The 17,358-nt window shown below is 53.8% G+C and carries 16 protein-coding genes and 1 pseudogene; 14 read left to right on the top strand and 3 right to left on the bottom strand.

All coding sequences use genetic code 11. The features are described from left to right. Positions 1-63: 63 nt before the first annotated feature. The 7 genes and pseudogenes from ubiE (at position 64) to tatD (ending at position 5,584) form a co-directional block, all read left to right on the top strand. Positions 64-837: a bifunctional demethylmenaquinone methyltransferase/2-methoxy-6-polyprenyl-1,4-benzoquinol methylase UbiE gene (gene ubiE / locus BS640_RS10450; protein ID WP_017492560.1), complete on the top strand. Its 774-nt coding sequence runs from the start codon at positions 64-66 to the stop codon at positions 835-837. Between the two features lie 13 nt (positions 838-850). Then, positions 851-1,459, top strand: a complete 609-nt coding sequence (ubiJ, locus tag BS640_RS10455) for a ubiquinone biosynthesis protein UbiJ (protein WP_017492559.1) — start codon at positions 851-853, stop codon at positions 1,457-1,459. Continuing rightward, positions 1,459-3,099 (top strand): ubiquinone biosynthesis regulatory protein kinase UbiB, encoded by a 1,641-nt coding sequence (gene ubiB / locus BS640_RS10460; RefSeq protein WP_017492558.1) that lies wholly within the window; start codon positions 1,459-1,461, stop codon positions 3,097-3,099. The genes ubiJ and ubiB overlap by 1 nt, the downstream gene beginning before the upstream one ends. Positions 3,100-3,217: 118 nt before the next feature. Further along, on the top strand, positions 3,218-3,487 hold the full coding sequence (tatA, locus tag BS640_RS10465) for a Sec-independent protein translocase subunit TatA (RefSeq protein ID WP_017492557.1): 270 nt from the start codon (positions 3,218-3,220) through the stop codon (positions 3,485-3,487). A 3-nt stretch (positions 3,488-3,490) separates the two neighbouring features. Beyond that, positions 3,491-3,940: pseudogene (tatB, locus tag BS640_RS10470) on the top strand (Sec-independent protein translocase protein TatB); the annotation flags it as partial. A 29-nt stretch (positions 3,941-3,969) separates the two neighbouring features. Further along, positions 3,970-4,740 (top strand): Sec-independent protein translocase subunit TatC, encoded by a 771-nt coding sequence (tatC, locus tag BS640_RS10475; RefSeq protein ID WP_017492555.1) that lies wholly within the window; start codon positions 3,970-3,972, stop codon positions 4,738-4,740. Positions 4,741-4,798: 58 nt separating this feature from the next. Then, positions 4,799-5,584, top strand: coding sequence for a 3'-5' ssDNA/RNA exonuclease TatD (gene tatD / locus BS640_RS10480; RefSeq protein WP_017492554.1), 786 nt, complete (start codon positions 4,799-4,801; stop codon positions 5,582-5,584). Positions 5,585-5,614: 30 nt separating this feature from the next. Here tatD and rfaH read toward each other — a convergent pair whose 3' ends face one another. Then, positions 5,615-6,103 carry a transcription/translation regulatory transformer protein RfaH gene (gene rfaH / locus BS640_RS10485; protein ID WP_084912521.1) on the bottom strand — a complete coding sequence of 163 codons (489 nt, stop codon included), beginning with the start codon at positions 6,101-6,103 and terminating at the stop codon, positions 5,615-5,617. A 128-nt stretch (positions 6,104-6,231) separates the two neighbouring features. Here rfaH and pepE point away from each other — a divergent pair, with 128 nt between their 5' ends. The 3 genes from pepE to fre all read left to right on the top strand — a co-directional run bounded on the left by pepE (position 6,232) and on the right by fre (position 9,363). After that, on the top strand, positions 6,232-6,957 hold the full coding sequence (gene pepE / locus BS640_RS10490) for a dipeptidase PepE (RefSeq protein ID WP_017492552.1): 726 nt from the start codon (positions 6,232-6,234) through the stop codon (positions 6,955-6,957). Positions 6,958-7,102: 145 nt separating this feature from the next. Further along, the gene (gene ubiD, locus BS640_RS10495; RefSeq protein WP_017492551.1) at positions 7,103-8,590 is read left to right on the top strand and encodes a 4-hydroxy-3-polyprenylbenzoate decarboxylase; all 1,488 of its coding nucleotides are present in this window, start codon (positions 7,103-7,105) and stop codon (positions 8,588-8,590) included. A gap of 71 nt (positions 8,591-8,661) precedes the next feature. Then, positions 8,662-9,363 (top strand): NAD(P)H-flavin reductase, encoded by a 702-nt coding sequence (gene fre / locus BS640_RS10500; RefSeq protein ID WP_026110626.1) that lies wholly within the window; start codon positions 8,662-8,664, stop codon positions 9,361-9,363. Positions 9,364-9,460: 97 nt separating this feature from the next. On the opposite strand, the gene fadA is transcribed toward fre, so the two are convergent. Then, positions 9,461-10,624, bottom strand: coding sequence for an acetyl-CoA C-acyltransferase FadA (gene fadA, locus BS640_RS10505; protein WP_084912522.1), 1,164 nt, complete (start codon positions 10,622-10,624; stop codon positions 9,461-9,463). An 11-nt stretch (positions 10,625-10,635) separates the two neighbouring features. Then, positions 10,636-12,825, bottom strand: a complete 2,190-nt coding sequence (gene fadB / locus BS640_RS10510; protein WP_084912523.1) for a fatty acid oxidation complex subunit alpha FadB — start codon at positions 12,823-12,825, stop codon at positions 10,636-10,638. A 200-nt stretch (positions 12,826-13,025) separates the two neighbouring features. Here fadB and pepQ point away from each other — a divergent pair, with 200 nt between their 5' ends. From pepQ to hemG, 4 genes are read left to right on the top strand one after another with little or no spacing between them, the layout of a single operon-like run. Continuing rightward, positions 13,026-14,357 carry a Xaa-Pro dipeptidase gene (gene pepQ / locus BS640_RS10515; RefSeq protein ID WP_084912524.1) on the top strand — a complete coding sequence of 444 codons (1,332 nt, stop codon included), beginning with the start codon at positions 13,026-13,028 and terminating at the stop codon, positions 14,355-14,357. Next, the gene (locus BS640_RS10520; protein WP_017494390.1) at positions 14,357-14,965 is read left to right on the top strand and encodes an IMPACT family protein; all 609 of its coding nucleotides are present in this window, start codon (positions 14,357-14,359) and stop codon (positions 14,963-14,965) included. Before pepQ ends, BS640_RS10520 begins: the two co-directional genes overlap by 1 nt. A 39-nt stretch (positions 14,966-15,004) precedes the next feature. Next, positions 15,005-16,456 (top strand): Trk system potassium transporter TrkH, encoded by a 1,452-nt coding sequence (trkH, locus tag BS640_RS10525; RefSeq protein WP_017494391.1) that lies wholly within the window; start codon positions 15,005-15,007, stop codon positions 16,454-16,456. Positions 16,457-16,493: 37 nt separating this feature from the next. Further along, positions 16,494-17,027: a menaquinone-dependent protoporphyrinogen IX dehydrogenase gene (gene hemG / locus BS640_RS10530; protein ID WP_017494392.1), complete on the top strand. Its 534-nt coding sequence runs from the start codon at positions 16,494-16,496 to the stop codon at positions 17,025-17,027. The last annotated feature ends 331 nt before the right edge of the window (positions 17,028-17,358 follow it).

The following is a 17,358-nucleotide window of genomic DNA, read 5'->3' on the forward strand; positions in this document are numbered from 1 at the left end:
GGGCTTTCCCCGGGGTTCTGATACACTTTCCCCAGGCGATATACTGAATAAGCAGGCAGAAACATGGAAAAGCAGACGCAGGAAAATGTAGATTCTCCAGAAACTACACACTTTGGATTTCGTACCGTAGCCAAAAACAACAAAGCAGAGATGGTCGCTGAAGTCTTTCACTCTGTGGCCGCGAAATATGACCTGATGAATGACCTGATGTCATTCGGTATTCATCGTATCTGGAAGCGTTATGCTATCGACTGTAGCGGTGTGCGTCGCGGCCAGCGCGTTTTGGACCTGGCGGGCGGCACCGGTGACCTGACGGCCAAATTCTCCCGTCTGGTTGGCGAGCAGGGCGAAGTCGTGCTGGCAGACATCAACGATTCCATGCTGAAAATGGGCCGCGAGAAGCTGCGCAATAACGGCATCGTGGGCAACGTCAGCTACGTTCAGGCAAACGCTGAAGCGCTGCCTTTCCCAGACAATTACTTCGACTGCATTACCATCTCCTTTGGCCTGCGTAACGTGACCGAAAAAGAGAAAGCGCTGCGCTCGATGTTCCGCGTGCTGAAGCCGGGCGGTCGTTTGCTGGTGCTGGAATTCTCCAAGCCTCTTCTTGCTCCACTGAGCAAGGCTTATGACACCTATTCATTCCACATTTTGCCAAGAATCGGCGAGCTGGTTGCGCAAGACGCAGAGAGCTATCGCTACCTGGCAGAATCTATCCGTATGCATCCGGATCAGGAAACCCTCAAAGACATGATGTCTGACGCGGGCTTTGAGAACGTGACTTATAACAACCTTACCGGCGGCATCGTTGCGCTGCACCGAGGTTTCAAGTTCTGATATGGAAATGCCGATGTTGTTGACTCCGTTATTAACTGCTGCCATCGAGACCGCCCTTAATCAATTGTTGTTTAAGGATCGCAGTATGAAGGCCGCGAGGCTTCGTCTGGCTGGCAAGGTCTTACGTATCGAACTGCAGGAACTGAGTTCACCGCTGACGCTAATCTTCAGTGAGCAAAAAATTGACGTGGTAGGCCAATGGGATGGTGAGGCAGACTGTACCGTCATCTCACGCCTGTCCGTGCTGCGTAAATTGCGTGACCGGCAGCAGCTGGCTCCTCTGATTCGCAGCGGCGACTTAAACGTCGAAGGCGACATTCAGGTGGTGCAGCAATTCTCGGCTCTGATGGACATGTCCGAGTGGGAACCCGCTGAATTGCTGGCACCTTACATCGGCGACATCGCCGCGCAGGGCATTAGCCAGGCGATAGCGGGAGGCTTCCGCTTTCTGACGTCTGGCGTTAAAAAGCATCAGGGACAGATAGCTCAGGCACTCACTGAAGAGTGGAAGCTTGCGCCGGGCGCACTAGAAGCTGCCTGGTTTAACGATGAAGTTTCTGCCGTTGAACGTCAGGCCCTTGCGCTGGAAGCCCGCATTAACAAACTACTGGGAGGGAATTGATGACTCCAGGTGAAATGCGTCGCCTGTATCTGATTATTCGGGTATTTCTCACTTATGGCCTCGATGAACTGATCCCCAAGATTAAACTGACACTGCCCCTGAGACTGGGGCGTTATCTGTTCTTCTGGATCCCTTTTCGTCACAAAGATAAACAGCTTGGTTCGCGTCTGCGTCTGGCTCTCGAAGAACTTGGCCCGGTCTGGATCAAATTCGGCCAAATGCTCTCGACGCGCCGCGATCTTTTCCCGCCTGACGTAGCCGATCAGCTTGCTCTGCTGCAGGACCACGTCGCTCCGTTCGACGGCGCACTGGCTCGTAAACATATTGAGCTGGCGCTGGGTGGGCCTATCGAAACCTGGTTTGACGATTTTGACCAGAATGCGCTGGCCTCGGCCTCTATTGCGCAGGTTCATACGGCAGTTCTCAAAGAGAACGGCAAAAAAGTGGTCCTCAAGGTTATCCGCCCTGACATCATGCCGATTATCAAGGCCGATACGCGTCTGATGTCGCGTCTTGCAGGCTGGGTATCGAAGCTGTTGCCAGACGGTCGTCGTCTGCGACCGCGTGAAGTGGTTAGAGAGTACGAAAAGACGCTGCTGGATGAGCTGAACCTGCTGCGAGAAGCAGCTAACTCTATTCAACTACGTCGCAACTTTGAAAACAGCCCAATTCTGTATGTTCCTGAAGTGTACTCGGATTACTGCCGTGAACGGCTGCTGGTAATGGAACGCATCTACGGTATCCCGATTTCCGACGTGGCTGCGTTGGAAAAGCAGGGCACCAACATGAAAGTGTTGGCCGAACGCGGCGTTCAGGTATTTTTCACCCAGGTATTTCGTGACAGCTTCTTTCACGCCGACATGCATCCGGGTAACATTTTTGTTAGCTATGAAACGCCTGAAGATCCTTGCTACATAGCTATAGATTGCGGCATAGTTGGATCGCTTAACAAAGACGATAAGCGTTATCTGGCCGAGAACTTTATTGCATTCTTCAACCGTGACTACCGTAAGGTTGCCGAGCTGCATGTCGATTCTGGCTGGGTACCTCGTGACACAAACGTTGAAGAGTTTGAGTTTGCTATTCGTACCGTATGTGAACCCATTTTCGAAAAGCCGCTAGCAGAAATTTCTTTCGGTAACGTATTGTTAAACCTGTTTAATACCGCCAGACGCTTCAACATGCAGGTGCAGCCGCAGCTGGTCTTGCTGCAAAAAACTCTGCTTTACGTTGAAGGCCTTGGAAGACAACTCTATCCACAGCTCGATCTCTGGACCACGGCAAAACCTTTCCTGGAAAGCTGGATCCGCGATCAGGTTGGCCTGCCGGCAATGGTTCGTGCGTTTAAAGAACGTGCTCCATTCTGGATTGAGAAGCTTCCCGAGCTTCCCGAGCTGGTATATGACAGCCTTAAACAGCATCAACTTATGCAGCACAATATTGAAAAACTGACTAATCAGTTACAAACGCAGAATGAACGTCAGGGCCAATCGCGCTATCTTTTCGGCGTTGGAGCAACGTTGCTCATCAGCGGTACGGTATTAATGCTGGGCAAGGTTGAGATTTACCCTGTATGGCTGATTGCTGCGGGGCTGGTCTCATGGATTATCGGATGGAGACGAACCGGACAGACCGAGTAGCCGATAAAACAAAAATGAAGTTATGCGTCGCCTCTGCGGCAGTCATTAATTCCAGCACTCAACGACCGGGAGCCAAAGGCTCAGGTACGGCGAGTGCTTAAAAATTGAGGTAAATACCATGGGTGCATTTAGCCTAACGCACTGGCTGGTCATCGCGGTCATCGTGGTGCTGCTGTTCGGTACCAAGAAATTGCGTGGCCTCGGTAGCGACCTTGGCGCATCGATCAAGGGCTTCAAGAAAGCCATGAACGACGAAGATACGACCAAGACGCACAAAGACACTGAAATAAACGGGTCTGATGCAGATTTTTCGGCCAAGTCTATCAATAGCAGCAAGCCGGAAACGAAAGCAGAAGAAACTAAGAGTCAAAACAAAGAGCAGGTATAAGCCGTGTTCGACATTGGGTTTAGTGAACTGCTGTTGGTATTCGTTATTGGTCTGGTCGTGCTTGGGCCGGAGCGTTTACCTGTAGCGGTAAGAACTGTTGCGGGCTGGATCCGTACACTACGATCGATGGCAGCATCGGTGCAAAATGAACTGAATCAGGAGCTGAAACTGCAGGAACTGCAGGACAGCCTGAAGAAGGCAGAAGAGGCCGGATTAAAGAATTTGTCGCCTGAAATCAAATCGTCTATCGATGATTTGAAAGAGGCGGCTTCTTCGATGAAGCGTTCAATTCATGAGAACCTCAGCCCGGCTGACCAGGCAATTGCCGACGCGAAAGACGGAAACACGATTCATAACCCCGTGCTCAAAGATGCCGAGGCGCACTTCGATGAAGGCGTCTCTCCTGCATCGGCGGCACACGTTGCTGAATCTCCTGCGGCGAAACCTGCTCCTTCTTCACAACCAACGGGTGAACGCTAAACATGGCTGTTGATGATACACAACCGCTTATCAGCCATCTGATAGAACTGCGTAAGCGTCTGCTGAATTCTATTATTTGCGTGATTGTGGTGTTTTTGGCGCTGGTTTACTTCGCCAATGATATTTACGACCTGGTTTCTGCTCCATTGATCAAAGTGATGCCATCAGGCGCCAGTATGATTGCGACGGACGTGGCATCGCCATTCTTTACGCCTATCAAGCTGACTATGATTGTTTCGGTGTTTGTCTCGGCTCCCTTCATCCTTTATCAGGTGTGGGGTTTCGTGGCACCGGCGCTTTATAAGCACGAACGCCGTTTGATGATGCCACTGCTTATCTCAAGCTCCTTCCTGTTTTATCTCGGCATGGCGTTTGCCTACTTCCTGGTGTTTCCGCTGGCTTTCGCATTCTTTGCGAAAACCGCACCGGCTGGAGTAGAGATTGCGACGGACATTAATAAGTATCTCGACTTCGTGATGACCATTTTTATGGCCTTCGGCGTGTCTTTCGAGGTGCCTATCGCTATCATCTTGCTGTGCTGGACCGGCGTAACCAATCCTCAGGATTTACGCAAAAAACGTCCTTATGTGCTGGTTGGTGCCTTCGTGGTCGCTATGCTGCTGACGCCACCAGACGTCTTCTCGCAAACTCTGCTGGCGATACCGATGTATTGCCTGTTTGAGATTGGCGTGTTCTTTGCCCGCTACTATGTGGGGAAAGGTCGTCGTGATAATCAGGACGAAGACGTGGACAGCGAATCTGATGCGTCCTAAGCGATAAAACAAGATTAACAAACCGCCCCGATGGGCGGTTTCTTTTTTGAGAGACAGTATGTTTGAAATTGGCCTGAATTTAACCAGTAATCAATTTGATAAAGACCGTGCAGAGGTTGTGGCGCGCGCCAAAGAGGCGGGGCTGAGCGGCATGCTGATTACCGGCACCTCGCTCGAAGAAAGCCAGCAGGCACAGACGTTGGCGGCGCAATACCCCGATTATTGCTGGTCAACGGCGGGCGTGCATCCTCATCAGGCGAGTCAGTGGGACAGCCGCGTTGAGCAGGCAATCCGCGCTTTAGCCGCCGAAGCCAACGTGGTCGCCATTGGCGAATGCGGTTTAGACTTTAACCGCAACTTCTCAACGCCTGCCGATCAGGAACGCGCCTTTACGGCACAGCTTGCCTTGGCCGCCGAGCTGTCGCTGCCGGTGTTCCTCCACTGCCGTGATGCACATCCGCGTTTTGCCGAGCTGCTCACGCCCTGGCTGCCAAAGTTACCGGGTGCCGTAGTGCACTGTTTTACCGGCAGCCAGCAAGAGCTTGAACACTATTTATCGTTGGGCTTGTCGATCGGTATAACCGGTTGGGTATGTGACGAGAGACGCGGGCTGGAGCTACGCGAGATGCTACCGCTGATCCCAGTCGATCGCCTGCTTCTGGAGACAGATGCGCCGTACTTATTGCCGCGTGATTTGGAAAACAAGCCGAAGAATCGCCGTAATGAACCCTGCTTCCTGCCGCACATTGTCAGGCAGGTGGCGCTGTGGCGCGCTAAAGATGAGGACCCGGTATGGCTTGCGCAAATAACCGACGACAACGCGCGTCGGCTATTTAAAATTTAAGCCGTAGCTGAGGCAGAAGAGCGGGATGTGTCAGATTTTCTGAAATTCAGTATTGCTGATGCTTTGTCTCACCTGTTTATTTAGCAGGTTTAACAGCAGGTGAGAACGCCTTTCGCCATCAGGTTCGGTATAGATAGCCTGCAGGCCTTCGAATGCTCCGTCGATGATAAGAACAGTATCGCCTTCGTGCGGCGTCTCGGGATCCCTAACGTCGGACGGAGGTTCATTGATCAGTTGTTCAATAACCTTAGGGTGGACCGTGGCAAGCTGATTTCCAAAACGGACAAAATGGCTAACACCGCGGGTCGCACTAATGGTCGTGGTATGGATTTTTTCAGGATCAAATGCGATAAACATATAATTCGGAAATAGAGGTTCATCCGCCATCGTTCGGCGACCGCGCACCATTTTTTCCAACTTGATCGTGGGAACCAGACATTGAACGTGTTGACGCTCAAGATGTTCCTGGGCACGAAGATGTTGACCTCGTTTGCAATACAGTAAGTACCAGCTTTCCATTTTTCATTTTCCTCGTGACGAACACGTTGAGAATAACAAAAGCTTTAAGGGATAAATAGCCGCGCGTGCGGCCCCCCATTGGTAGTAATGATAACATTCAACAAGATAACCATCTTCGGAGAAAAGTCATGGAGTTGTTCCTACTCAGCAACGGCAAACTTTCGGGCGATAGCCAGCTTCTCGGCTATGCGCACCAGCAGATCAAGGCGATGTTTGAGGCTCGCAACATCACTTCTGCGGTGTTTATTCCTTACGCCATTATTCGCGGCGACTACGATGAACGTGCTCGCGACCTCGAGCAGTCGTTGGGCATCAAGGTAGAGAGCATCCATCATTCTGCCGTGCCGTCTGAGGCTATCGAACAGGCGCAGTGTATTCTGGTCAGTGGGGGCAATACCTGGTTTTTGAACCAGATGCTGCACGAGAAAGGTCTGATTGTGCCGATTCAGCGCGCGGTGCGTGAACGCGAAGTGCCTTATCTCGGTTGGAGCGCGGGCTGCAATGTCGCCACGCCAAGTATCCGTACCACCAACGACATGCCGGTACGTTCTTCCGTTGTCCTGCCTGCGTTGAGCCTGTTCCCGGTGCAGATCAATCCTCATTACATTGACGCTCACATCAGCGGTCACATGGGTGAAACGCGAGATGAGCGCCTCGCCGAGTTCTGTGCGGTGAACCCGACCGAGTCGGTTGTTGCCCTGCGCGAAGGCAGCATGCTGCATGTTTCAGGCAATGAGCTGAGCTATTACAGCGCTAAAGGCGAGGGCTTCAAGGTCTTCCGCCATGGACAGGAAACGCAGGAATATCGGGACACGCGAGCACTTTCTGGCCTTGTTCCCTTTACCTGTGTTTAATAGATTAGTCAGCCTTACGGGCCTGAAATAATCCTGCTGGTCGTTCAGTTTTGGTCCATTAAAATTGAAAAAAGCAGCCACGGCGGCCGACAGGCTTTATACTGCCCTCTAAATTTGGTGATAAAACATTAATGACGTGCCTCGTATGAAATATCGTGACCTGCGTGACTTCCTGTCTTTGCTTGAAAAGAAGGGTGACCTCAAACGCATCAGCCAGCCCGTTGATACTTACCTCGAAATGACTGAAATCGCTGACCGTACGCTGCGTGCGGGCGGACCGGCGCTGCTTTTTGAGAATCCGAAAGGCTATAACATGCCGGTGCTGTGCAACCTGTTCGGGACTCCCGAGCGTGTTGCTATGGGCATGGGGCAGGACGACGTCAGCGCGCTGCGCGACGTGGGCGAGTTGCTGGCCTTCCTGAAAGAGCCTGAGCCACCGCGTGGGTTCCGTGATTTCTACGACAAGATGCCCAAGTTCAAGCAAGTGTTGAATATGCCCACCAAATGCCTGAGCTCTGCGCCTTGTCAGGAGGAGGTCTGGGAAGGGGATGATGTTGACCTGGGGCGTATCCCCGTCATGCACTGCTGGCCTGAAGATGCCGCGCCGCTTATCACCTGGGGCCTGACGGTGACTCGTGGTCCGCACAAGCCCCGTCAGAATCTGGGCATTTATCGCCAGCAGGTTCTGGGCAAAAACAAACTGATTATGCGTTGGCTGTCGCATCGCGGCGGCGCGCTGGACTTCCAGGAGTGGTGTCAGCAGAACCCGGGCAAGCGTTTCCCGGTTTCTGTTGCGCTTGGCGCTGACCCGGCGACCATCCTCGGTGCCGTGACGCCGGTTCCTGACACACTTTCTGAATACGCTTTCGCGGGCCTGCTGCGTGGCAACAAGACGGAAGTGGTCAAATGTATTTCTAACGACCTTGAAGTCCCTGCCAGCGCGGAAATCGTGCTCGAAGGTTACATTGAGCCGGGCGAAATGGCACCGGAAGGCCCTTACGGCGATCATACTGGCTACTATAATGAAGTAGATAGCTTCCCGGTGTTTACGGTCACGCACATTACTCAGCGCAAAGACCCCATCTATCATTCGACCTTTACCGGTCGTCCACCGGATGAGCCTGCGGTATTGGGACTGGCGCTGAATGAGGTCTTCGTTCCAATCCTGAAGAAGCAGTTCCCGGAGATTGTCGATTTCTATCTTCCGCCCGAAGGTTGCTCATACCGTCTGGCCGTTGTGACGATGAAGAAACAGTATGCCGGACACGCCAAGCGCGTCATGATGGGCGTCTGGTCCTTCTTGCGGCAGTTTATGTACACCAAGTTTGTTATTGTGTGTGACGACGACGTGAATGCGCGCGACTGGAAAGACGTTATCTGGGCCATTACTACTCGCATGGATCCAGCGAGGGATACGGTTCTGGTTGAAAATACGCCTATCGACTATCTTGATTTTGCTTCCCCGGTTTCAGGGCTGGGTTCCAAAATGGGGATGGACGCCACCAACAAGTGGCCGGGTGAGACACAGCGCGAATGGGGACGTCCGATTGTAATGGACCCTAAAGTGCGCGATCGCGTTGACGCTATCTGGGACGAGCTGGGCATTTTTGATAACGTCAAGCCGGGCAAATAAACTCTCGATGACAAACGGCGCTCGGCACTGTTTGTCATCACTGATTCAATGATGACCCTCAGAGGGAACGCATGACAATAATGAGCTGTAAAGTGTCCTCAGTTGAGGCCATAACCGACACCGTATATCGGGTTCGCCTGCAACCTGAATCATCTTTTTCATTTCGTGCCGGTCAATATCTGATGGTCGTGATGGATGAGCGCGACAAGCGTCCGTTCTCAATCGCTTCGGTACCTGACGAAAAAAACTATCTCGAGCTACACATCGGGGCTTCCGAGATGAATCTGTATGCGATGGCAGTGATGGATCGCATTCTGAAAGAGCAGACGATTAACGTCGACCTGCCGCACGGCGATGCCTGGCTGCGTGAAGATGGCGATCGTCCGCTGGTGTTGATTGCCGGCGGTACCGGATTCTCCTACGTGCGTTCCATTTTGGTGACGGCGCTGAAGCAAAAGCCTGAGCGCGATATTTCCATCTATTGGGGCGGTCGTGAGCTGAAGCACCTGTACGACTTGGGTGAGCTTGAAGCGTTGAGCGTGGTACACCCGAACCTGAAAGTGATCCCGGTTGTTGAGCAGACGGAAGAGGGCTGGCAGGGCCGGAACGGCAACGTACTGAGCGCGGTATTGCAAGACTTCGAATCGCTGAGCGAGCATGACATTTACATCGCCGGTCGTTTCGAGATGGCCAAAGTAGCCCGCGAACGTTTCTGTGCCGAGCGCGGTGCGCTTGAAGACCGCATGTTCGGCGATGCGTTTGCCTTTATCTGATTTGCCAAAAAATCGGTAAAAAAACCCGCCCCTTGATAAGGGCGGGAAAAACATCAATTGCACACTTTCAACCTTGTCTTGCACTGAAACCTTTCTTCTATACCCGCTCAAAAACGGTTGCTATCCCCTGACCCAATCCAATGCACATGGTTGCCACGCCAAACTGCGCGTCTTTGCGTTCCATCAGGTTGAGCAGCGTGGTAGAGATACGTGCGCCCGAGCAGCCCAGCGGATGCCCCAGCGCAATCGCGCCGCCGTTGAGGTTCACCTTGTGATCTATGCTCTCCAGCAAGCCGAGATCTTTAATGCACGGCAGCGACTGGGCGGCGAAGGCCTCGTTCAGCTCGAACAGGTCGATGTCCTGCACCGAGAGTCCGGCACGTTTCAACGCCAGCCGCGTTGCCGGAACCGGACCGTATCCCATAATCGACGGGTCACAGCCCACTACGGCCATCGCACGGATTTTTGCCCGCGCCTTAAGGCCCAGGGAGGCCGCGCGTGACTCGCTCATGATGAGCATTGCCGAAGCACCGTCCGAAAGCGCGGAGGAACTGCCCGCCGTCACCGTACCATTGACCGGATCAAATGCCGGACGCAGCGCCGCCAGCGACGCCGCAGTGGTTTCAGGGCGGATGACCTCGTCGTAGTCCAGGCCAATCAGCGTGCCGTCGGCATTGTGGCCGTAGGTTGGGATGATTTCATTGGCAAAATGTCCGGCAACGGTTGCCGCATGCGCGCGCTGGTGCGAACGGGCGGCGAATTCGTCCTGCATTTCGCGGCTGATATTGTGCATCTTGGCGAGCATCTCGGCGGTCAGGCCCATCATGCCCGCTGCTTTTGCCACCGTGCGGCTGAGGCCGGGATGAAAATCAACGCCGTGATTCATCGGGACATGGCCCATGTGTTCCACGCCGCCGATCAGGCTGATGTCCGCATCGCCGACCATAATGGTGCGTGCCGCATCGTGAAGGGCCTGCATCGATGAACCGCAGAGCCGGTTAACCGTGACCGCCGGTACGCTGTGTGGGATCTCGGCCAGTAGTGCCGCATTGCGCGCCACGTTGAAGCCTTGTTCCAGCGTTTGCTGCACGCAGCCCCAATAAATGTCGTCGATTTCTTTCGGGTCCAGCGCTGCATTACGCGTCAGCAGGGCGCGCATCAGATGCGCAGATAAATCCTCGGCCCGCACGTTGCGGAAGGCTCCGCCTTTGGAGCGGCCCATCGGCGTGCGAACCGCATCCACTATGACTACGTTTTCCATGATTCCGCTCCTTATGCCTGACGGCCCATGTTGATATCAGCCAAGGGTACGGGCTGTGGATAATAGCTTTCATTCATCTCAGCTTTGCGGCGCAGGCCGTCGGGCGCCTGATAGAGTGGGCCGAGATGGGCGTAGTGTTCGGTAAGCTGCAGGTATTTTGCAGTGCCTAGGGTATCCAGATAACGGAATACGCCGCCGTGGAACGGAGGGAAACCAATACCGTAGACCAGCGCCATATCCGCTTCGGCCGGACTGGCTATAATCCCTTCCTCAAGGCAGCGCACGACTTCGTTAATCATTGGGATCATCATCCGCGCGATAATTTCTTCAGGGCTGAAGGTCGTCGGCTTCGCATCAGCCTGTGCCAACAGCGTATTCACCTCGGCGTCCTGATCTTTACGCGGTTTGCCCTTGCTGTCTTCGCTGTAGCGATAGAAGCCAAGCTGATTTTTTTGCCCAAAACGTTCAGCGTCAAACAGGATATCAATCACATCTCGATAGTCTTTGGCCATCCTGTCCGGGAAGCCGTTGGCCATGACCGCGTGGGCGTGATGCGCGGTGTCGATACCTACCACGTCGAGCAGGTAAGCCGGGCCCATTGGCCAGCCAAACTGTTTTTCCATCACTTTATCAATCTGAATGAAGTCCGCGCCGTCACGCATCAACAGGCTAAAGCCGGCGAAGTAAGGGAACAGCACGCGATTGACGAAGAATCCTGGACAGTCATTTACCACGATAGGCGTTTTGCCCATTGCTGAGGCGTAGGCCACCACGCGGGACAGCGTCTGTTCGGAGGTCTTGCTGCCGCGGATGATTTCAACCAGCGGCATACGGTGTACCGGGTTAAAGAAGTGCATGCCGCAGAAATTCTCAGGGCGCTTAAGAGCCGCCGCCAGCGTGTCGATAGGAATGGTCGAGGTATTGGAAGCCAGAACCGCGTTGCTCTCAAGCAACGCTTCGGCCTCGGCCAGCACCGCAGCTTTGACCTTTGGATTCTCAACCACGGCTTCAACCACAACCTGAGCGCGTTCAATGCCGCTGTAGCTGAGTGTCGGTTGGATAGTCGAGAGGATCTTTGCCATCTTAAGGCCATCAATCTTGCCGCGCTCAAGCTGTTTGTTCAGCAGCTTGGCCGCTTCGTTCATCCCCAAATGCAGCGATTTATCGTTGATATCCTTCATGATGACCGGCACGCCCTTCAGCGCCGACTGATAGGCAATCCCGCCGCCCATGATACCCGCGCCCAGTACCGCCGCCTGTTCAGGCTTGCCGTTGCTGCCTGCTAGTTTTTTGGCTTTGCTTTTTACGAGCTGATCGTTGAGGAAGATACCCACCAGTGCACGGGCCTCGGCAGACTGTGCGAGGGGGACGAAGCTGCCGGTTTCCAGCGCAAGCGCTTCATCACGACCTAGCGTCGCGGCGGCTTCAATGGTTTTGACGGCGGTCATCGGTGCGGGATAGTGTTTGCCCGCGGTTTGCAGCACCATGCTTTTTGCTACGCTAAAACTCATCGTCGCCTCAATGCGGCTGAGTTTGAGCGGTAAAAGTTTAGGCTGACGCGCAGCGCGCCAGTCCAGCTTGCCCGCTATCGCCTCACGCAGGACGGTTAGCGCGGAGTCGTGAAGTTTCTCGACGCTGACGACGGCGTCGACCAGACCGACCTTCAGGGCTTCGTCGCCGCTGAGGTCTTTACCCGCCGCAATAATTTCTAACGCGCTGTCTGCGCCCAGCAGGCGCGGCAAACGCACGGAGCCACCGAAGCCCGGCATAATGCCTAAACGGGTTTCAGGCAGGCCGATACGGGTATCCGCTGTCGCGACGCGAAAGTCGGTGGCTAATACACATTCACATCCACCGCCCAACGCATAGCCACTAATGGCCGATACGGTGGGCACGGGGAGATCTTCAAGACGGCAGAAAATGCCGTTAGCAAAGCCCAGCCATTGTTGCAGCTTTTCGGCCGGAGCGGTAAACAGTGACAGGAACTCGGTAATATCGGCGCCGACGATAAACGCGGGCTTGGCCGAACTAAGCAGTAAACCTTTTAATTCAGTACTTTTCTCGAGTATAGAAATCGCCTCGCCCAGACTGGCAACGGTCTGAGTGTCGAGTTTATTAACGGAGCCTGGAGCATCAAACACCAGCTCGGCAATCCCGTCTTCGAGCCAGTGTAGGTGTAGTGTTTCGCCTTGGTAGAGCATGTCTCTCTCCTGAATCATCGGTGATGATCTGGTATGACCAGATGAAAGGAGTGTGGTTTTGATGTTAACGAAATGCAAATGAGCTGATTGATATTTGCAGGCAAGATCACAAAGCCCACGGGGCTACGGCTGACATCGGGCTGTGATAAGATGCGGCAACGTTTTTCATTTATCGTATGAATCCAGTAAAGGACAGGTCGATGGAATCTCTCTCTACACTCTATAAAGAACATATCGCCGTTTTACAGGCACGTACCCTCGAAATTCTGCACCGCAATCAGCTTGATGCCCTGCTAATTCACTCGGGCGAGCTGCAGATTTCCTTCCTCGATGACTACAGCTATCCCTTCAAGGTGAACCCGCAGTTCAAGGCCTGGGTTCCTGTCACGCAAGTGCCAAACTGCTGGCTGTGGGTCGATGGCGTGAACCCGCCGAAACTGTGGTTCTATTCACCGGTGGATTACTGGCACAGCGTAGAGCCGCTGCCTGACTCGTTCTGGACCAAAGACGTTCAGGTGTTGCCGCTTGCAAAAGCGGACGCCATTAAAGCGCAGCTGCCTGCCGATTTGTCTCGCGTGGCGTATATCGGTTACAGCCCAGCGCGTGCGCTGAACCTCGGTATTTCTGCTGACCACCTTAATCCAAAGGCGGTGCTGGATTATCTGCACTACCATCGCGCCTACAAGACCGGCTACGAAGTGGCCTGTATGCGTGAAGCGCAGAAGCTGGCAGTGAGTGGCCATCGCGCGGCGAAAGAGGCCTTCCTCTCCGGCATGAGCGAATTTGACATCAGTATGGCGTACCTGACCGCTACCGGTCATCGTGAAACCGAAGTGCCTTACGGCAATATTGTGGCGCTGAACGAACACGCGTCGGTTCTGCATTACACCACGCTTGAACATCGCCCACCGGCCGAGATGCGTAGCTTCCTGATTGACGCCGGTGCCGAGTACAACGGCTACGCTGCTGACTTGACGCGCACCTACGCGGCAAAAAGTGACAATGCTTTTGCCGCGCTGGTGAAGGACCTCAATACCGAACAGCAGGCGTTGATCGATACGATAAAACCCGGTGTGCGCTATAGCGACTATCATGTTCAGATGCATCATCGCATCGCGCGTCTTCTTAAGTCGCACGGGCTGGTGGTGGGTATGAGTGAAGAGGCGATGGTCGAGCAGAATCTGACGGGACCTTTCCTGCCGCACGGTCTGGGGCATCCGCTGGGTCTACAGGTTCATGACGTCGGCGGATTCATGCAGGACGAAAACGGCACTCATCTTGCCGCGCCGTCACAGTATCCGTATCTTCGCTGTACCCGTATTGTTCAGCCGGGCATGGTGCTGACCATCGAACCGGGCCTGTACTTTATCGAATCACTGCTCGCGCCGTGGCGTGAAGGTCAGTTCAGTAATCATTTTGACTGGGCAAAAATCGATGCGTTGAAGCCGTTTGGCGGGATTCGTATCGAAGACAATATTGTTATCCATGATAATCGTATTGAAAACATGACCCGCGACCTGAAGCTGGCGTGATGCAGCCTTATCCTGTTCCTGCTCAGTCGGTCGAGATTAGCGAAGAGATAAAGAAGAGTCGTTTTATCACGCTTCTGCAACCGACGCCGGGCGTTGAAGCGGCGAAGGCGTTTATCCAGCAGGTGAAGAGCCAGCATCCTTCTGCGCGTCATCACTGCTGGGCCTTTGTAGCGGGTGCGCCCAGCGACTCTCAACAGCTGGGATTCTCGGATGACGGCGAGCCTGCGGGCACCGCCGGAAAGCCAATACTCGGACAGCTGATGGGCAGTGGGATAGGGGAGATTACCGCTGTGGTGGTTCGCTACTACGGCGGCATAAAGCTGGGTACCGGTGGCCTGGTCCGCGCCTACGGTAACGGTGTGCAGCTGGCATTGGCTCAGCTGTCCGTTATTGAACGCGTGCCACAGACCGAGTTTTTGCTGCGCTGCGACTATGCACAAATCTCGATGGTTGAGACGTTACTCCAGCAGGTCGGTGGCAGCATAGTACAAAGTGAATACGGTGCCGCCGTGGACCTGCGCCTGGCGTTGCCAGCATATGAAGCGGCAGAAATAGCGAATCGACTTTTTAACCTCAGTCGCGGTTCGCTGGTTTTGCAGCCTGTTTGATCAATCTATCGCAATTTATCTGCTGAGGAACGCGCCAGCATGCATTTCCGTGCCATAACCCGCATCGTCGGGGTACTCGTCATCCTGTTCTCCGGAACGATGATTATTCCCGGCTTAGTGGCTTTAATTTATCGAGACGGGGCCGGGCGCGCGTTCAGTGAGACGTTTTTCGTTGCGCTGGCCATCGGCCTGTTACTTTGGGTACCCAACCGCAAGCAGCGTAGCGAGCTTAAACCGCGTGAGGGATTTCTCATCGTGGTGCTATTCTGGACCGTGCTCGGCAGCGTGGGGGCTTTACCTTTCCTGTTCTCGGAGCATCCAAACCTTTCTGTTACTGACGCCTTTTTCGAATCGTTTTCCGGGCTGACGACGACTGGCGCGACCACGCTGGTGGGCCTCGACAGTCTGCCGCACGCTATTCTGTTCTATCGTCAGATGCTGCAGTGGTTCGGCGGGATGGGAATCATTGTGCTGGCGGTGGCCATTCTTCCTATCCTCGGCGTGGGGGGGATGCAGCTTTATCGCGCCGAGATGCCGGGGCCGCTGAAGGATAATAAGATGCGTCCGCGCATCGCCGAGACCGCCAAGACGCTGTGGCTCATCTATATTCTGTTGACCATCGTCTGTGCGCTGTCACTCTGGGGTGCCGGGATGTCCGGCTTCGATGCGATTGGGCACAGCTTCTCGACTATCGCACTCGGAGGGTTCTCGACCCATGATGCCAGCATCGGCTACTTCCACAGTGGTACTATCAATACCATCATCGCCATCTTCCTGCTTATCTCCGGCTGTAACTACGGTTTGCACTTTGCCCTGCTCAGCGGCCGCAATATCAAGGTTTACTGGCGTGACCCGGAATTCCGCATGTTCATCGGCGTACAGTTTACGCTGGTGGTGGTGTGTACCTCGGTTCTCTGGCTGCACGATACCTATACTTCAGGGCTTGAGACACTGAATCAGGCGTTCTTCCAGGTGGTATCGATGGCGACAACGGCGGGTTACACCACCGACAGTATTTCCAAATGGCCGCTGTTCCTGCCGATTCTGCTGCTCTGTTCTGCCTTTATCGGGGGATGCGCAGGATCGACGGGTGGGGGGCTAAAGGTTATTCGTATTCTATTGCTGTACCTCCAGGGTTCGCGTGAGCTGAAACGCCTGGTCCATCCGAACGCCGTCTACACCATCAAGCTGGGTAATCGTGCGTTGCCCGAACGTATTATTGAGGCCGTGTGGGGATTCTTCTCCGCCTACGCGCTGGTGTTTATTGTCAGCATGTTGGCGATTGTCGCGACCGGGGTGGATAACTTCTCGGCCTTTGCCGCCGTGACGGCAACGCTCAACAACCTTGGGCCGGGTCTCGGTGTCGTGGCGGACAACTTCCAGTCCATGAACTCTGTCGCCAAATGGATACTGATCGTGACCATGCTGTTTGGTCGCCTTGAGGTATTTACCCTGTTAGTCCTGTTTACCCCAACCTTCTGGAAGGAGTAAGCAGCTCATGGATTCATTATTAAGAAAGGAAACCCGGATGAAAGCCTTGGTACTTTATTCCAGCCGAGATGGGCAGACCCACGCCATCGCTTCTTATATAGGTAACATTATTAAAGAAGAGGGGGAGTGTGACGTCATGGACCTTCAGGACGCCGACGCGATCGACTTGTCTCGCTACGGCAAGGTGATGATTGGCGCTTCTATTCGCTATGGCCACTTTTCTCCATTGCTCGACAAGTTTGTGAAACGTCACGTCGAGCGGCTTAACGCGATGCCGTCAGCGTTTTTCTCGGTGAACCTGACCGCACGTAAACCTGAGAAACGTTCTCCGCAGACCAACGCCTATACGCGTAAGTTCCTTTTGGCGACGCCGTGGAAACCGACGCAGTGTGGCGTCTTTGCCGGTGCACTGCGTTATCCCCGTTATGGTTGGCTGGATAAAGTCATGATCCAGTTAATTATGCGTATTACCAAGGGAGAAACGGACACCAGTAAAGAAGTTGAATATACGGATTGGGAACAGGTGAAGCAGTTTGCCGTCGATTTTGACAAATTAGCGGTCAAAATATAGTCCAAAAGGGTCTTAAATAACCCTTTTGTAGAAAAAGTAAGCGGTCGTGCGGGTTTTTTAAAAAAAGGGGTTGCGGCCCCTCAGAAACTCCCTATAATGCGCCTCCACTGACCGGGAACAACGACTCCTCTAACGAGAACCAAGTCGCCGGGTCGGGAAGAGAAAAAGAAAGATTCGAAAGAAAAACTCTTGACTCTTCAGCGGGAAAGCGTAATATGCACCTCCCGCGCCGCATAAGATTCATTGCGAACAGCGGCACTGCTCTTTAACAATTTATCAGACAATCTGTGTGGGCACTCACAAGACGATATCAGCCACTTCGGTGGCAAAA

The sequence above is a fragment of the Rouxiella badensis genome (assembly GCF_002093665.1).
In the GTDB taxonomy this organism is placed as follows: Bacteria; Pseudomonadota; Gammaproteobacteria; order Enterobacterales; family Enterobacteriaceae; genus Rouxiella; species Rouxiella badensis.

Bases quoted from the DNA above. Each gene is read 5' to 3' on its own strand.
- ubiE (WP_017492560.1), top strand. From the start codon at position 64: ATGGAAAAGCAGACGCAGGAAAATGTAGATTCTCCAGAAACTACACAC.
- ubiJ (WP_017492559.1), top strand. From the start codon at position 851: ATGTTGTTGACTCCGTTATTAACTGCTGCCATCGAGACCGCCCTTAAT.
- ubiB (WP_017492558.1), top strand. From the start codon at position 1,459: ATGACTCCAGGTGAAATGCGTCGCCTGTATCTGATTATTCGGGTATTT.
- tatA (WP_017492557.1), top strand. From the start codon at position 3,218: ATGGGTGCATTTAGCCTAACGCACTGGCTGGTCATCGCGGTCATCGTG.
- tatC (WP_017492555.1), top strand. From the start codon at position 3,970: ATGGCTGTTGATGATACACAACCGCTTATCAGCCATCTGATAGAACTG.
- tatD (WP_017492554.1), top strand. From the start codon at position 4,799: ATGTTTGAAATTGGCCTGAATTTAACCAGTAATCAATTTGATAAAGAC.
- rfaH (WP_084912521.1), bottom strand. From the start codon at position 6,103: ATGGAAAGCTGGTACTTACTGTATTGCAAACGAGGTCAACATCTTCGT.
- pepE (WP_017492552.1), top strand. From the start codon at position 6,232: ATGGAGTTGTTCCTACTCAGCAACGGCAAACTTTCGGGCGATAGCCAG.
- ubiD (WP_017492551.1), top strand. From the start codon at position 7,103: ATGAAATATCGTGACCTGCGTGACTTCCTGTCTTTGCTTGAAAAGAAG.
- fre (WP_026110626.1), top strand. From the start codon at position 8,662: ATGACAATAATGAGCTGTAAAGTGTCCTCAGTTGAGGCCATAACCGAC.
- fadA (WP_084912522.1), bottom strand. From the start codon at position 10,624: ATGGAAAACGTAGTCATAGTGGATGCGGTTCGCACGCCGATGGGCCGC.
- fadB (WP_084912523.1), bottom strand. From the start codon at position 12,825: ATGCTCTACCAAGGCGAAACACTACACCTACACTGGCTCGAAGACGGG.
- pepQ (WP_084912524.1), top strand. From the start codon at position 13,026: ATGGAATCTCTCTCTACACTCTATAAAGAACATATCGCCGTTTTACAG.
- BS640_RS10520 (WP_017494390.1), top strand. From the start codon at position 14,357: ATGCAGCCTTATCCTGTTCCTGCTCAGTCGGTCGAGATTAGCGAAGAG.
- trkH (WP_017494391.1), top strand. From the start codon at position 15,005: ATGCATTTCCGTGCCATAACCCGCATCGTCGGGGTACTCGTCATCCTG.
- hemG (WP_017494392.1), top strand. From the start codon at position 16,494: ATGAAAGCCTTGGTACTTTATTCCAGCCGAGATGGGCAGACCCACGCC.